At 50.3% G+C, this 14,529-nt stretch carries 22 protein-coding genes; 20 read left to right on the top strand and 2 right to left on the bottom strand.

Translation table 11 applies throughout. The features are described from left to right. From DI605_RS21250 to DI605_RS21210, 9 genes are all read left to right on the top strand, one after another. Positions 1-329 (top strand): ankyrin repeat domain-containing protein (locus DI605_RS21250; RefSeq protein ID WP_293977754.1); only part of this gene is annotated, 329 nt, incomplete at its 5' end. A gap of 69 nt (positions 330-398) precedes the next feature. After that, positions 399-791 carry a hypothetical protein gene (locus tag DI605_RS21245; RefSeq protein WP_070206731.1) on the top strand — a complete coding sequence of 131 codons (393 nt, stop codon included), beginning with the start codon at positions 399-401 and terminating at the stop codon, positions 789-791. An 86-nt stretch (positions 792-877) separates the two neighbouring features. Beyond that, positions 878-1,438: a hypothetical protein gene (locus DI605_RS21240; RefSeq protein ID WP_293977752.1), complete on the top strand. Its 561-nt coding sequence runs from the start codon at positions 878-880 to the stop codon at positions 1,436-1,438. 192 nt (positions 1,439-1,630) lie between these two features. Continuing rightward, complete coding sequence (locus tag DI605_RS21235) at positions 1,631-2,152, top strand: hypothetical protein (protein WP_088430316.1); 522 nt, start codon at positions 1,631-1,633, stop codon at positions 2,150-2,152. Between the two features lie 138 nt (positions 2,153-2,290). Continuing rightward, positions 2,291-2,731, top strand: a complete 441-nt coding sequence (locus DI605_RS21230; protein WP_070206728.1) for a hypothetical protein — start codon at positions 2,291-2,293, stop codon at positions 2,729-2,731. Positions 2,732-2,852: 121 nt separating this feature from the next. Beyond that, positions 2,853-3,173 (top strand): hypothetical protein, encoded by a 321-nt coding sequence (locus DI605_RS21225; RefSeq protein WP_088430318.1) that lies wholly within the window; start codon positions 2,853-2,855, stop codon positions 3,171-3,173. Beyond that, positions 3,167-3,571, top strand: coding sequence for an ankyrin repeat domain-containing protein (locus tag DI605_RS21220; RefSeq protein WP_293977748.1), 405 nt, complete (start codon positions 3,167-3,169; stop codon positions 3,569-3,571). The genes DI605_RS21225 and DI605_RS21220 overlap by 7 nt, the downstream gene beginning before the upstream one ends. 155 nt (positions 3,572-3,726) lie before the next feature. Next, on the top strand, positions 3,727-4,005 hold the full coding sequence (locus tag DI605_RS21215; protein ID WP_293977746.1) for a hypothetical protein: 279 nt from the start codon (positions 3,727-3,729) through the stop codon (positions 4,003-4,005). Continuing rightward, positions 4,002-4,205 (top strand): hypothetical protein, encoded by a 204-nt coding sequence (locus tag DI605_RS21210; protein ID WP_070206725.1) that lies wholly within the window; start codon positions 4,002-4,004, stop codon positions 4,203-4,205. Before DI605_RS21215 ends, DI605_RS21210 begins: the two co-directional genes overlap by 4 nt. Before the next feature lie 226 nt (positions 4,206-4,431). On the opposite strand, the gene DI605_RS21205 is transcribed toward DI605_RS21210, so the two are convergent. Continuing rightward, positions 4,432-4,836, bottom strand: a complete 405-nt coding sequence (locus DI605_RS21205; protein WP_293977741.1) for a hypothetical protein — start codon at positions 4,834-4,836, stop codon at positions 4,432-4,434. On the opposite strand from DI605_RS21205, the gene DI605_RS21200 reads away from it, so the two are divergent. Then, on the top strand, positions 4,820-5,263 hold the full coding sequence (locus DI605_RS21200) for a hypothetical protein (protein ID WP_141098006.1): 444 nt from the start codon (positions 4,820-4,822) through the stop codon (positions 5,261-5,263). The genes DI605_RS21205 and DI605_RS21200 overlap by 17 nt on opposite strands. Positions 5,264-5,293: 30 nt before the next feature. Further along, entirely contained in the window at positions 5,294-5,473 is a 180-nt protein-coding gene (locus DI605_RS21195) for a hypothetical protein (protein WP_293977737.1), read from the top strand. Between the two features lie 176 nt (positions 5,474-5,649). Here DI605_RS21195 and DI605_RS21190 read toward each other — a convergent pair whose 3' ends face one another. Further along, positions 5,650-6,702 carry an HNH endonuclease signature motif containing protein gene (locus DI605_RS21190; protein ID WP_293977735.1) on the bottom strand — a complete coding sequence of 351 codons (1,053 nt, stop codon included), beginning with the start codon at positions 6,700-6,702 and terminating at the stop codon, positions 5,650-5,652. Between the two features lie 89 nt (positions 6,703-6,791). Between DI605_RS21190 and DI605_RS21185 the strand changes: the two genes are divergently transcribed. The 9 genes from DI605_RS21185 to DI605_RS21145 form a co-directional block, all read left to right on the top strand. After that, positions 6,792-7,379, top strand: a complete 588-nt coding sequence (locus tag DI605_RS21185) for an ankyrin repeat domain-containing protein (RefSeq protein WP_293977733.1) — start codon at positions 6,792-6,794, stop codon at positions 7,377-7,379. Positions 7,380-7,494: 115 nt separating this feature from the next. Then, complete coding sequence (locus tag DI605_RS21180; RefSeq protein ID WP_293977731.1) at positions 7,495-8,244, top strand: ankyrin repeat domain-containing protein; 750 nt, start codon at positions 7,495-7,497, stop codon at positions 8,242-8,244. Between the two features lie 93 nt (positions 8,245-8,337). Further along, positions 8,338-9,087 (top strand): ankyrin repeat domain-containing protein, encoded by a 750-nt coding sequence (locus DI605_RS21175; RefSeq protein WP_080354864.1) that lies wholly within the window; start codon positions 8,338-8,340, stop codon positions 9,085-9,087. Positions 9,088-9,587: 500 nt separating this feature from the next. Next, positions 9,588-9,812 (top strand): hypothetical protein, encoded by a 225-nt coding sequence (locus tag DI605_RS21170; protein WP_293977727.1) that lies wholly within the window; start codon positions 9,588-9,590, stop codon positions 9,810-9,812. A 179-nt stretch (positions 9,813-9,991) separates the two neighbouring features. Next, positions 9,992-10,438, top strand: coding sequence for a hypothetical protein (locus DI605_RS21165; protein WP_293977725.1), 447 nt, complete (start codon positions 9,992-9,994; stop codon positions 10,436-10,438). A 99-nt stretch (positions 10,439-10,537) separates the two neighbouring features. Further along, entirely contained in the window at positions 10,538-11,182 is a 645-nt protein-coding gene (locus tag DI605_RS21160; protein WP_152906664.1) for a glycine zipper 2TM domain-containing protein, read from the top strand. Positions 11,183-11,256: 74 nt separating this feature from the next. Beyond that, positions 11,257-12,582 (top strand): hypothetical protein, encoded by a 1,326-nt coding sequence (locus DI605_RS21155; protein ID WP_293977720.1) that lies wholly within the window; start codon positions 11,257-11,259, stop codon positions 12,580-12,582. A gap of 69 nt (positions 12,583-12,651) precedes the next feature. After that, positions 12,652-12,987 (top strand): hypothetical protein, encoded by a 336-nt coding sequence (locus DI605_RS21150; protein WP_049446868.1) that lies wholly within the window; start codon positions 12,652-12,654, stop codon positions 12,985-12,987. Positions 12,988-12,997: 10 nt separating this feature from the next. Further along, on the top strand, positions 12,998-14,529 hold a 1,532-nt coding region (locus tag DI605_RS21145), incomplete at its 3' end, for a hypothetical protein (RefSeq protein ID WP_293977717.1).

The following is a 14,529-nucleotide window of genomic DNA, read 5'->3' as shown; positions in this document are numbered from 1 at the left end:
TGCATTGGTTGATTGACGAGACAGTGAATTGCCGGCTCATTCATCGCGTTATTGACCTGGGCGTGGATGTCAATGCGCAGGACAAAGATGGCGATACAGCGCTGCACTATTTGGCGCAGACTGATTACACCACGCGAATGAACTGGCTGCTGCAACGCAAGGCCGATCCCCGGATCCGCAACAACGAGGGTTTGAGGCCATCGGACATTGCTGTGATCCCCAAAGCAAAGAAACTGCTGTTGGAGCATGAAGCACGCTGGGACAAGGCCGCCATCACCAAGGCTGTTGGATCCGTGCGAAAGCAGCCTGTTGCCCGCAGAAGAATGTGATGGGTTTTTCAGCTTGACAATATTGGCATCCATGTTTGATTGAAATCAGTCAAACAATTGGGGGTGTCAATGTCAAAAGAATTCTATGCGCGCGTTTGCTTCTTTGCGTTGGTCTTGGGGTTTGTTGTTGAAATGGTGGGTTATGTATATATCACCCACAATGCACTGGTGTACAAGACAGGCATCGATATCACCATCGCCTGTCTGGCATTGGTTCAAGCCTTTGTTCTGTCTAAAAAGTACAGATATCCGACGCCAGAGTCCATCTCAAGAACTCAAGAATTGGCGTCTTTGCTGCAAGGTTTGACGGTGTTCGGCTTGGCTTTCTATGGTGCCTGGGCCATCGGTGGTGTGTGGCGCAGCGGACTGCTTGCCGCGCTGCTGGTCGGTCTGGTGCTGCGCTTGATCGTCAAGACATGCATGCAGAGATATTCTCAACTGCACAATAGTGTTCAGTGTTGATTGAAAGGCCCGCGAAAGCGGGCTTTTTTCTTGACTCGCCTTCATTTTCTGATTGGATGGGTATTCCATCCAATAAGGAATTGCCTATGCTGAAAATTAACGAATTACGACCCGGAATAATTGTCTACGCCTGCGTTGAGGTTTTGCACCGCAACAAGGTTGATACCACCTTACGTGTCACCCACCCATTGCTGTGCTTAGGGGTCAATGAGAAGGAGGGGTTGTGGGCGGTGGTCACAAGTTTGGAAACAAGTTTGGAACTTCGATCCCGCTGGAAAATTGGCCCAAGCACGTGGATTAAAAAGCGCTCATTTATCCACCCCGAGCGCGCAACCCTGCGCATACCCAATGACGTGCTCATGGAAGCTGCAGAGGCAGGGGAGGCGGACTACTACAGCGACAGCTACGAGCGGCCAGGTGTGAAGCCCAGCGCGTTGCAAACCATCATTGAAACGCTCGGGGTGGGCAACTCATTGCCCACCACGGAACTAGTCAACATCAACGACCTGTCCATCACCGACTTGGAGCTGCTGTTAAGCCGGAAACATGACGAGCAACGTAAAGAGGATCTGGTGTTGGTTCTCAAAGGAATTGCAAAGGATGCAGGGTTTGATCTGTCCAACGTTGCTTTGTCGCCGTGTAAGTGACCGTAATAGGAAGAAAGTGAGCCGGCAAAGTCCGGCTCATTTTTGTTTGACGAGCGTCAGAGCGGGTTTACGGTCCATGCCGTGCAGATTTAGCTTGACTCCAGCGGAAAATCGGAGCTAGCTACCACAGCGGGGGCTTGACAATGTTTCATGTTCTGGTTCTGTGAATGGATCAAATGAATAGGAGGAATTATGGACTTGCTCAAAACTTTAGGACGTATCTATCAAGACGCTGACCAATCCACGAGCAACTTGATCGAACAGAACATTCAGTTTGCACAGGGGCAGCAAGAGGATCAAAACATTCGGCAGCATCGGGTCGAGGAGCGGCGGAAGCACCGCCGTTCGGCTCTCGATCTGGATGCGGTCCAGCGGTCCTACGACTTGGCAAGACAGATCGAAGAGCTTCAGAGCCAAGTACGCCGCTTGGAACATCGGTGTGAAGTGACGCGTGATCTTGCAGCAGATCTGATCTTGGATCGCTCAAGCATCATGAGTGCGATGAAATCACTGATTTCGACCTGGAATGACCCAGTGCGTGAGGAACAGTTTCTTGCAAGCTTCGACACCGAGCGCCGCGAAGAAAAGACGCGCATTGAACAGGACGATGAACGCCAAAACGCCGCCTATCATCGGGTGGATGAGGTTGTTAACAGTTGGTCCCTGCCAGACTCGATTCGCCGGAGACGCCCGCCTGGGCTAAAGAAGACATGATAAAGAAGCCGCCACAGGGCGGCTTTTTTTATGTCGATGGATCTTCATTGGACAGTAGAAGGGAAATAGCTTGGCAATTGAAATTTGATCGGATATGATCCAGTTGCCAATTGCGGCTCATTAGACAAAAGTCACCCAATGAACGAGAAGACCTTTAGCTGGAAAGAAGCCGATGAGCTGGAAAAGAAGCTCGCCAAGGATCTTGCCGCGCTTGAAGAAAAGCAGGCTGCTGATCGTCAGCGCATTCAGGAAGCTCGCCGTGCTTCCGCTGGTGAAGTCCTTGAAGAAGCGTTGAACACTCTTGCCAATGTTGCCGAGTACCTGACCGACGGTCAGAAGGCCCAGGTCAGCAACTTCTTTGGCCCGGTGAAGAAGGGTGGCAAGTCGGCTGGTTCCAAGCCGCGCAACACCGTCCCCAAGGAACTGCGCGCCAACAACCGCTTCTTGCACGACGGCAAGAAGACCCCGTTCTACTACGGCGGCAAGGGGCCGAAGCCCGAAGCCCTCAAGAACTTTGAAAGCAGTGAAGCAGGTAAGAAGCTTCGTGAAGAAGGCAAGCCGACGTTCGGCGATCTGTAAGTCCTGCTGCAATCGCATTGGTTAAGCCCGCTTCGGCGGGCTTTTTTTTGTCCAGAAGTAGCTTGACAATATTGGCATCCATGTTTGTGTAAGTACATCTATCACACAAACAGGGGGCTGTATGCTGACGTTCTATATCAATCACAACAATCAAATCTGCGACGAGTTCAACGCTTCTGTCAGCTTCAAATGGAACCAGACTGTCGCCAGCTACCACATCTTCAATGCGAGTGTCTGGACGGGTGAAACATGGGCGGATCAGCCCTACAAGGTGATTGCAAGCGATTGCAGTAGGGAAGCCGCCATCGACGCCTGGGAGCAACTTGAAACACGCTTGTTGACGCTTGAGGACGAGGACGGGGAGTTCTGCGAGAACCCAAGCATCTACGAACTGTACGCGTTGGGAAGCGATCACTGGTCAAGTGAGCAGGTCAAATGGTGAGCGTCGAACCCAAGGTTCCTTGCGACATCTTTGGGGATAACGAGTTGCACAAGGCAGTCATCTTGGATGACCAACAAACCATAGCAAGACTTGTGGAAGAGGGCTGGGACATCAATGTCGTCAATCCTCGCGGTGAGTCGCCACTTCACTTTGCCGTGTGGTGCGAAAGCCCTTTGATAAAGAAATATGGTGCGGACGGTTCCACAATTAGTTTGCTTCTGAGATTGGGAGCGGACGCCGGTTTACGCACGGACTATGGAATGTCAGCTAAGGACATCGCCTTATTTACCGCACGACCGGATCTTGGCGAACTGATCGACATCGAAGGTCAACGGGTTCGTATATCAAGTGAAGTCATAAGGCTGGGGAATGATGCTCTACGAACAAGAAAAATCTAAAACAATGAGCCCGCTTTCGCGGGCTTTTTTATTGGGATTTTATCCCACTCCCAAAGCGCTTTTGATTTTATCTTTTCGCTTCTCAATAAAAGGTATTGACAATGTTGGACCTTGTGTTTAAGTGAAATCAGTACAAACAAAATATGGGGGTATTTATGCAGGACATCATTAACAAAGCTATCGAAAACGGATTTGTTGAATTGACAGAAGTTGCTCAACTGTGGAGCCGTGAGGGTATCGTTCGCGAGGCCATTGTGCGCGCCAAGTCCCGCTCGGATGAAGAGTTGTTCCGTGGATGGGAAGGCGACTTGTCCGCGTCGTTTTACTACACCTTCAACTGGATGGACGCCTCGGAGATTGCCGACAGTGAGCTTGAAGAGCTTCTGACCAACGCCCAACGGATCAATACAGAAAGCGGGTGGGTGGCCCAATGAATAAACTCAACGCGTACATCGTCGCCGTCATCGTGGTTGCACTCTTAATGAGCTTGGCGCTGTTCTCTGTCGCCGCAGCGTTCCCAGGACTGGGCGTTACTTTGGATATGTTCTATCCGGTTCTCACGTCGTTTCTTATTTGTGTGCCCGTACTTTTCATGGACTTTGAAATCACGCCACCCAATACGATCGCTCAATAAGTTTCTTCTGTTGTTTACATGGGTCCGATACGTCGGCCCTTTTTTGCGGATTAAAAAAATTTCAACCAATATTCAAAACTGTCGGTTATCTCACAGTTTTTACTCAATGTCTCAATAAAAGGTATTGACACCTTAATAATTTCTTTTACATTGAATGTACGGACAATAAATAAGGGGACACAAAATGATTATCGCAACTTTAGCAACCGCCGCCATTCTTCATGTGTCAATTTGCAATTTCATCAACCGCGTTTGCGAAACAATCTAACTTCAAAATCTCATTTAACTTTAAGGGGTAACTTATGGAAAACATCTTCAACCAAACCACATTGAAAATCACCGCCGCCGCTTTGGTCGTTGTCCTGGCTGGATGGTTGCTGGTCACTGTCGTCACTGGGTTGTTCAACTCGGCAACAAGTTCCACAAGCATGTACGACCGCGCCGACGCCGCTTTCCCCACAGCCGGCAAGATCCGCTGACAGGAGAGCAAAGCATGAAACACAACGACATCCGCCTCACAACCAAGGTTAAACGCGAATTGCGCTTTATCAAAAAACTGAAAGATAAATCCAAACGCCGTTAATTTCCCGCCCAACACCATCTCGGAGCCATACATGAATACATCAACCAAACTCTTCAACGCCATTGAAAACGCCAACTTAAAAAAGGTTCGTTCGATCGTCTTGACCAACTTCCGTGAAAAGGACGGGCGCGTTGACGCAGGACAACTGACCGCGTTGACCAACAGCCGCGCAACGACGTGCGACGCCACACCCATCCACCTGGCCTGCTGCTTGTACCGCAAAGCCATTCTGACCAACGACGACAAGCTCGCTGCTGTTTACAACTCAATCATTGAAGTATTGGTGCGCGATGGCTACGCCTCTTTGACCACCATGATGAACCGCAGCATCAACCGCCGCACCGGGCACCACGATGACTCAACGGGAACAACGATCTTCCAAATGTTCCGTGGCTGCTTGCCTCCGTTCGTTCAGATGTACATCAAAACGGTTGACATGACCACTTACGAAAAACACACCGCCACTATCGGCTGATCCCCAATCCAAACGCTAAGGAGTTCCACTATGAAATTACGCTATGAAAAAAAATACGGTCGCAGTGCAATGACGTACTACATATTGCGTGCAGCGCTGTACGCAGCAATCGCCTTCAACGTATACGGTGTGTTTTACGTCTTCTGTGTCGAAGAGAATGACCCCATGATCTACGAAGCCCCCGTGTCCATACAGGAGCAAATGAAATGAAGACATCCGCACGCCAACGCTTGAAACGCTTTGAACGTCTAACCCGTTTCCAAATGCACGCAGCACTGATGGTGTCCATCGCCGTCCTCTCTTTCGCTGCCGGCTTCAACTTCTGAGACGCACACATGCACAGCCCATAAAAAAGGACCGATCATTCGGTCCTTTTTCTTTTTGGGCTACGACAACTTGAGTTGCAGCTGCAGTTGTCGTTCCACCCGTTTGACCCGTTCGTCCCAATCTTCCAGTGGTTGGCCCGCCGCCACACGCAAGTCCATTACCTGGGCGTGCTGTTCCATCCGTGCCAGTGTCTTGGCTCTCTTTGAGTTGTAGTGGCGCCGCGCCCGTACCGCGCCCGCGCTCATCGACAGTGTGTTCTTGATGTGCCAGGGCGCCTGTGCTTCACCGTACACGCGGCGTTTGAGGTTGTCTTTCAGTGCGGCGTAGGAGCGGAACCAGTAGGAACGCCATTCACTGTTTGTATGCTCAGGGGTGATCGATACGCGAACCTCACGAAGCCAACAGTTCTCTTCTGTCAGTGCCATCGTTGCTGCAAGCAGTCGATCGCGCGGCACGACGAACAGGTTCAAGCCGGCCTTGGCTGCCGGCACTTCATAGTCGCCATCGTTGCCCAGCCGCTGGGCTTTGAAGCCAAACACCAACAGCGAAGCCATCTCAGCAACGCGCTTGTTGGATCCACTGCGATCAGTCAGCCCGAAGACAACGTGTGTTGGCAGTACGGTGGCGAACACCGTTGTGCGTTCGTGGATCCATCGCCCTTGCACGTTCTTGCGCACAAGCTCGATGTCCGATTTGGGGGACAGCGGGGTGAGGTGGTTCCTCGCTCGCAGCAGCGCTGCATCGCGCATGGCCGTCAGCTTTGCATGCCATGTTGGAGTCAGCACCGTTTCGTTGTCGGTCAGCGCCGACAGACAGTCGGCCGTTCCATATCTCTGGATGCACGGAATGCACGAGGGAATGCGGTTGTCGGCGGAAGACTCCCCGCCCAGGTGCAACGGTATGGCGTGGGTCACGCCCCACGCATTCTTCTTTGAGCCGTTGAGTGCATCGCCGCAGTACGCACACACCCCGCCGAACTTATCAAAAATGGTTGGCTTTTGATATTTGGGGATGTTCGTGCGCTTGCGCTTATTAAGGCCCAGCATTATAGAAATCATTTCGTCTTTTGGATTTGTCATTGAGTCCCCCTTGAATTGATTGTCTTCATCCAATCACACATATCTATTTTGTCAATTTGCTCTTGACAAATGCAAAAGGTATGGTGATGTGAATGGAGCGCTTTTGCTAAATAAGGAGAGTTATGAACTTTGAAGACGAAAATTATGTAAGGGTTATAAAGGCCGCTGGTGCCTTGTCGAAATCTTCTGGCGGCTCGGTTGAGTTGAAAGAATTTTTGGACTCTATTGAGAACATACCCGATCTGAACGTTCTCAATGAAAAAGGAAATTCATTGATGCACATGGCAGCTTTTAACGGTCAAGAACTGGTTATGAGGGAACTGGCTGATGCAGGGGCAGACATCAATGTGAGGAACGAGCCGGACGGTTGGCCCCCGCTTCATTGCGCCATGTACAGTAATTCTTTTGGATGCATAAATGCGTTGGTGAGCATGGGGGCGGATGTCAACGCCCAGGACGCAAAAGGCAACAACGCGTTGCATATCGCAGCCGCTTACAGCATTCCAAAAGTTGCTGAAATAATCTTAAATGCAGGTGCTGACGCCACAGCGCAAAACAAACATGGTCAAGTCCCAGCCGATTTAACTCAAGATGCTTTTACTTATGAAAAATTGAGTGAGGCTCTTAACGTTCAGACTGGGGAAAAAATAATGTGTGAGGTGAAAGCAAGCCTGGACACGGAGCCGGTTAGGGTGCGGCGGCGAATGTAATCATTAAGAACCCGCTTCGGCGGGTTTTTGATTCCAGTAGGATAGTTTGGTAGGCTGAGATTTAACTGCCTAGGTACGCAATGTGATTTATGGAGCTGGATGGTGGAGGTGTCCTTTGAAAGTAAATGCTTTTCAACTTATGGTTGAAAATAGGTTTGACGAACTTTTGACGAGTATTGATCGCGGCGAAGTCAATAATCTAAACGCTGATGGTAGTGTGCTTGGGTTGAAATTGATGCATTACGCAGTGAGCTATGATAAGCCGTATCTAATAAGAGAGCTTGCTCGCCGTGGTGCTGATGTGAATTGCGTTGATCACGAAGGGAGGACACCCTTGGTGTCGGCACGGACAGTGGAAACAGTTAAGGCTCTACTTGAAGCTGGCGCAAACATTAACGCAATGGATCATTCTGGTCTTACGCCAATCTTCCATCTTTGGGGTGATGTCGAAACTGATGCGATTAAATTGCTTGTTCATGCGGGTGCGGATGTCAATGCGAGAAACAAAGACGGTGAAACGCTTCTAATGCATCACTTCATTAGCGCAAGTGAGTGGTGCGCTAATGAAGTTAATCCAGTGGCGTCCCTAATCGCCCTTGGGGCTGACGTTAATGCAGTCAACAATGATGGTGACACTGTTTTACATATGGCAGCATATGGGGCAAATGGTGAGGAAGTAATTGGGGTTCTGCTTCATGCTGGTGCCAATCCCTCCGCATTAAATGCCAAGGGGAAAACCCCCGGTGATGTTGCAAACAGATCGGGCATCAAAGCGATTATTCAACGAGCAGTGCTAAACGCGGAGTTGTTTGCGTTATCTGAGAATTCACCGGGCCGCATCAAGCGTGGTGAAGGTGGGATCTGACAACTAACTAATTGTTCAATTTGCAGCCCGTGACGAAAATGTGTTGCATGTGGTAACGTGCAGCTTTCGATTGTTGCTGTAAGGGGGATTGTCATGACTGTAGATGTGTTTCAGCTTGCAATTGAAAAAAGGTATGATGAACTTCTGGCAGTCATTGATCGGGGCGAGGTCGAGGACTTAGACGCCAATAGTCCAGACAATTGTTTTACTTTGTTGCATTACGCAGTGTTGGCTGATAATTCTTTGTTGATACGTGATCTTATTCGCCGAGGGGCGAACGTAAGTGTTGTTGATGCCAACAGAATGACGCCGCTGGCGTGGCCAAGTTCGGCGCATTCAGTCAAGGCGCTACTTGATGCGGGCGCGGACATTAACGCAATAGATGATTTTGGAGTCTCTCCAATCTTCCATTATTGGGGGAGTGACGATGGTGATGCTATTGAACTGCTGGTGCAGGCAGGTGCGAATGTCAATGCGAGAAACAAAGACGGTGAAACAGTTCTAATGCATCACTTCATGAACGCAAGTGAGATGTGTGCGAATGAGGTTGTTTCAGTGTCGGCCTTATTATCCGCTGGGGCGGATGTAAATGCGGTCAATGGTTCGGGTGACACGGTTTTACATTTGGCGGCAGATGGTTCAATTGATGAGGATTTAATTGAGGTGCTGCTTGCTGCTGGTGCCAATCCCTCTGCGGTGAATGCTAGTGGGCTAACGCCAAGTGATGTCGCAAACGATCCAGGCATCAAAGCAATTATTCAACGAGCAGTGCTGAATGCAGAATTGCTTTCATTGATTGAAAGTTCACCCGATCGCATCAAGCGTGGTGACGGCGGGATCTGATATCTAATTATTTTCTGAGTTCCACCATCGGCCGTCCTTGCGACGGCCTTTTTTATACCCGTTGAATTCTCAACACCTGACGATGAAGTGTTCCAGGGTACTTGAGGCAGGACAACGTATGTATAACCAGAACGGCTGGACGAACAAAAGGTGTTTGGTTTGAGAACCTGACGCTGCGCGCGTTGACCGGACCAGACGCTTGATTGTTGTGCGAGAACCAAACGGCATCACCAGACGGCTGCACGCACGAACCCACAGAGCGGACCAGACGACGTGTGCAGGCCGTCCGAACAGACGGCGCACAGGTATCTCGCAAGCAACCAGACGTGCAGCCAAGAGCCGCAGGCGAGGGCAGGCGGTGCCCAGCCAACAGGTACAGACGGCTGACACACGAACGACTTGACAGCGGTCAAGACGAGCTGCAGGCCCAAGCCGTGGTGTGGCACTGCAAACATCCAGATGAACAGCACGAGACGGCCAGGACGGGGCACTGACTGGCGGTGGAGCGCGCCAGTGGGCAAAGCAAAAAACAAAAAAGCCCGAGCGCCCGCAAAGAGCAACAGCGGGACAGCCAGAGCAAGGCAGAAGCAAAAGCCAGAGCAAAAAAACCGAAAAGCAAAAAGAAAAATCAAAAGCTCGCGGTGGCCGAAAGTCTACAGCCGTCTGTTTGGGACTGTACAGAACGTATGCACATGTCGCACCTGTGGTGTTCTAACGCCGTGTAGCTAAAAACCAACAAAAGACATTGGAAAGCCTTTAACGCCAAGGCTTTCGGGATATACACGCCCGTGTATTTTCGCGGTGGAAATTAAGTGCCAAAAACCCAGTAATACCAGTGCTTTTGGGTGTGAGCTTGACAATATCCAATTTTTTGTTTGAGTGATGGAAACAAAAAGGAGGAAAAATGAAAACAATCAACAAGCACATCAAAATTCCAGAGCGGCAATTGCAGCGGGTTGAACAACAAATGGCCCAAAACGGTATGACATTTACCGACTGGGTGCGCAATGCAATCGAGGTCAAGCTCGGTCGCGTCGAAACAGTGGCCGCAATCGAAGAAGCAAAATCTGATTTGCTCCGCACCCAAGAGGATCTGCGTAAGGAGGTGGCAAATCTCAGATTGAACCTGATGGCGGATCAAAAAACATTTGTTGAAGCGGCGCGGAGCATAAATGAAGCAATGTCCGAACGGCATATCGAAATTTGCAAGCAACACATTAGTGGATTGAATACATTGGCGAGCCGACTCATTGAGGGTGGTGGTTTGCAAATAAATAATGGCCAGGGAAATCGGCAGCAGACATCTACGAGAAATTCCGGTGGTGTGTCGTTCCCGACGGACAACTCGTAAGAAAAAAATCTTGGATGCAATGTCACGGGGAACATTGCACAAGATCCCAACACTTCCCCAGGTGCAAATTATTCATTAACAAAAAACTAGGAGATAAAAATGAAACAAATGATTTTAACGACGGCAGTAATGGTTGCATTGGTGACCGGATCGATCGGCGCACACGCCCAGGCTCCGACCGAAGATCAAGCGCGCACACAAAAGGCCGGAAAGATCGGTTGCGTGGTTGGCGGAATTTTAGGCGGTGTTGTTGGCGCGAAGATTTTGAAAGACGACAAAGCCGCAGGCGCTATTGGTGGCGGAGCGCTGGGATGCGCGGGCGGTAACTTCTTTGGGAAGAAGTGGAGCAAGGCAAAACAACTCAAAGAGTTCCAAGAGGCAAGCGCTTACGCGCAACAAGCCGGCTTGAAAGCATCGGTCGATGAGCGCGACGGTGTGGACGACAAGGGCAAGCCCACAAAAGAACTGGGCGCAATGGTGATTGCGTACGACCCCAAAGATATGTCGCCGGTTTCTGAAAAGACGGCAACGGTGTTCGACAAGGTGGCTGCGATCAGTTCGCAATCCAAAAACCAATTGACGTTTGAATTTTCCGGGAAGGCCGGTTGCGAACTTCCATTGGCCGAACTGGGCAAGCGCGGTGCGTTCAACGGAGCCGGCGTGCAACACGCAGTGAAAGTGAGTTGCGGCCAGGGCGACAACAAGTTTGTCATCACCCCACTGCCTGAGATTGCTCAGCGGTAAACAAAGCAGGAGGCGAGGGCGTCAATTCGGCGCCCTCTTCTTCAAGACCATCATGAGAGTGAAAGGAGAAAAATATGGCAGAAGAACACAAACCTAAAATTGATCCGCGCGCATTGCAGATGCAAATGGCGGACGATGATGATGATTTATTAAACGACAAGTCCAGCCAAGAATTGGACCGTGCCGTGGATAAGACCATCGAGACGGCACACAAGATGAAGGACGGTGCAAAAAAAGTGGGCGCCGGAATTTGGTCGGGACTGAAAAGCGGTGTGTCCGCCGCAACCAAGAAGAAAGAAGATCGATCTCCCGCGCCCGTGGAGAGCGTTGCGGATGTCCAGGCACAGCCTGTGGTAAGCAATCCGGAACCTGCGGTCGCTGTTTCAGAACAGCAGCCGGTTGAACCGGAGCATGTGGTTCAAGAGGTGGAGCAAGGCCCGGTGGTTGGGGACGAAGTAAAACCAAAAGTGACTCCCACACAGGTCAACCCAACACCTCACGCCCAGGACATCGAGCCAGCCGATCGAGCCCAAGTTGCATCACGGCCAAAACGAAAACTGATCGTGATTGCAGTCGTTGCTTGCATCGTTGCAGCCGGATCGTTTGCCGCGTATTTCCACTTCAATGGATCCAGTGAAGCTCCATCGGCAGCAGTTGCGCCGGTCAAAAAAAACTTGCCAGTGATAAAGGAATTCAAAACACCACGCGGTGCTGTGTTGGGTGAGCGTGTGACAGCCATTTTTGGGAAAACCTGGACCGATGGTGAAACCACATTTGAGATATCACGCAAGGGAGTTGTGACCTTGACCAGCCGTTCGTTAGATGTGCGCGAGGAATACACGCTGGAACCGTCAGCGGATTACACCCCAACTCAGGTCAATCCGAAGATTTTGATCGTGACACCAGAAGGCTACATAAAAACAACCGTTCACTACAAATCCGCAACGGAAAAATCGCCGCACAGCATTAGCATCACTCCACGTGAAAATGTTCTTGTGGTTTTGCGGGACAAAGAGTTGTTCGACGCGGAGCAAGCGCAAGCGTTGGAAAAAGAAAAAGCGGCACAAGCGGAAGCTGAAGCTCAAAAGCATGCGAAAGAACAACTGCCGTTGGACGCAGATCATCAAGGCGAACTCAAACCCGTTGCAAACAATTCACCTCTTGCCCAACTCAAACCGGCGCCAGAGCCTGAAACTCAATCAAAAACTGAGCCCGAGCAGAAAACTGTCAGCGTGAAGCAGCCGTCCAAAGAGTCGGTGGCACCCAAGGCAACTGCAACTGCACCGAAGCCGGTGGAGAAGCGTAAGGCAAAAAATGATGATGCAAAAGTAAAGGATAAAAAAGACGACTGGCAGGACAAGGCCAATTCGGATCTGGATGCATGGGCCAAAAAACTTTAACTATTGACTCTTGACAATATTGGCTTCCGTGTTTGAGTAACAATCACTCACATATATAAGGAGTAAAAAATGCTTCATAAAATTTACGATCAATACAAAACAAAGTTTGGCCTGTCATTGGGAAGCCGGCTGTACGACTTTTACGGGCGCACACTGATCCGGACACCGTTGGATAAGTTTTCAAAGATGAACCCACACTTGCAGCGGGAGTATTACTACAACACAGGCGATCGCGGAAGCACGTCCGACATTTCCGAGTCCGAAAGCAACTGGCGCGATCAAAGTTTGCTGTTGGCTCAAATTCGGGATGAAGAGGCACCACGTGTGTCGCGCGGGGTGTTCATGACTTCGCTTGCCATAATTTCATTTTTGGGCTTCATATTTTGGTTAATCATTAAAATCTAAAGGAGGTGGTATGGGTTTAAACATTTTCACAATTCCGGACTTTCTCGACAAGTTGAGCGGGAAAATCAAAAATGCGGGGGCGGTCCTAACGAGCGAACAAAAAACAGTGCGCAATGCCAACAAGCGTTTCTTGCGCTTAATTGGACGGGGTGATCGCTATGTTCTCAATGGTGAGCTGCCGAACGTTCGCAGCAGTGACGTTGAGAAAGTATTAAAGATGGGCGCACAACGCCGCGATGATGGAACGTTGTACGTTCCCGAAGGCGTTGATTTGGAACCGTTCCGTATGTACTCGCCCATGATCGCCGAAGACCTGGACGACGAGCATTCCAGCTACAAAGTCACGGCCGATGGATTGCCCTGGGAAAACTTTGTAACCACCAATGACCTGACGCAAGGCGCGGACTCAACAGCAACATCAATTGTGTACGGCATGATCCCAGTGTTGGCCGCCCTTACCATTGTGCTTGCAGCCCTACCCAGCTTTTGGGCATTACTGGCGGTGATCCCAGCGGCGCTTGTCGTTCCTCATATCATCGCCTTGCACCAAGGGGAGGACGTGAATGAAGCCATCAAGATGGGGTTCATCGGCTTTATCGCGCCAGTCTTGTTCTCGCTGTACGCCATCTTTGTTGTCAAGACAGGTGTGAGCGTTGCGGCACTGGATCAAGCGTCGGGCAACGGCGGGTATTCCATGTCCATATTGCAGACGCTAACCAATTTTTCAGCGAGCCCGTTTGGGATCCTGTTGAAAATTGGTGGGGCTATCGCCTTTTTCCTTTCCACAGTTTGGGTCGTGTTTATTTTTGGAACAATCGTCAACTGGGGCGATGACTCAAATTTGGGTGGTGCGGTACAAGGTGGTAAAGCATGGGCTTGGGGCTGGGCAAAGCTTTGCGCTGGTTTTGGCATTGTCATGTGCTTGCCGCCCGTCATGGCACCTTGGGTGATCTTGTTGTTCGCGTCTGCGTACGCCATGCGCTACACAGAATTGAATTTCCGTGCACGTGGTTGGGCACTGGATCAACAAAACAAGGTGGTTGGTGGGGTGATGCAAGACCACTCTTTCAAAACCACGAGAGAAGACCGCCACATGCAAGCGGTCAACGTAGAGAAGGACAAGTCACCAACAATCGTGATTGCCATTTCCAGTGGTTACTTGGCGTCCAAGCGCTACGATTTCAGTCCCGATCCCGGCAAGAAAATGGTTGTCTCTATCAATGACCTGTGCACACATATGCTGTGCTTGGGCCGTACCGGTATTGGTAAAACAACCAACTTCGCACGATTGGTGGCACTGCAAATTGCCTTGTGCAGCATGGAAGGATATCGCGTTGGTTTGTTTGTCCTGTGTGGTAAGGGGACATTGCCAGGCGAACTGTCAAACGTTCTTGAGTGGAACATCAAGCCGGGTATGGCAGTTGGTTTGATTGAAGGATTAAGCGCCAAGGAACTTGCCAAAGCCATCAACTCCATGGTTGCCAGTTCCGACGATAAGAACAAAATCTGGTCGCATGGCGCTGACAACCACGTTCTCAATGC

This window comes from Sphingomonas sp. (assembly GCF_003248515.1).
Lineage (GTDB): Bacteria > Pseudomonadota > Alphaproteobacteria > Sphingomonadales > Sphingomonadaceae > Sphingomonas_I.
The sequence above is the reverse complement of the archived record's forward strand: the minus strand, read 5'-3'. Positions and strand labels throughout refer to the sequence as shown.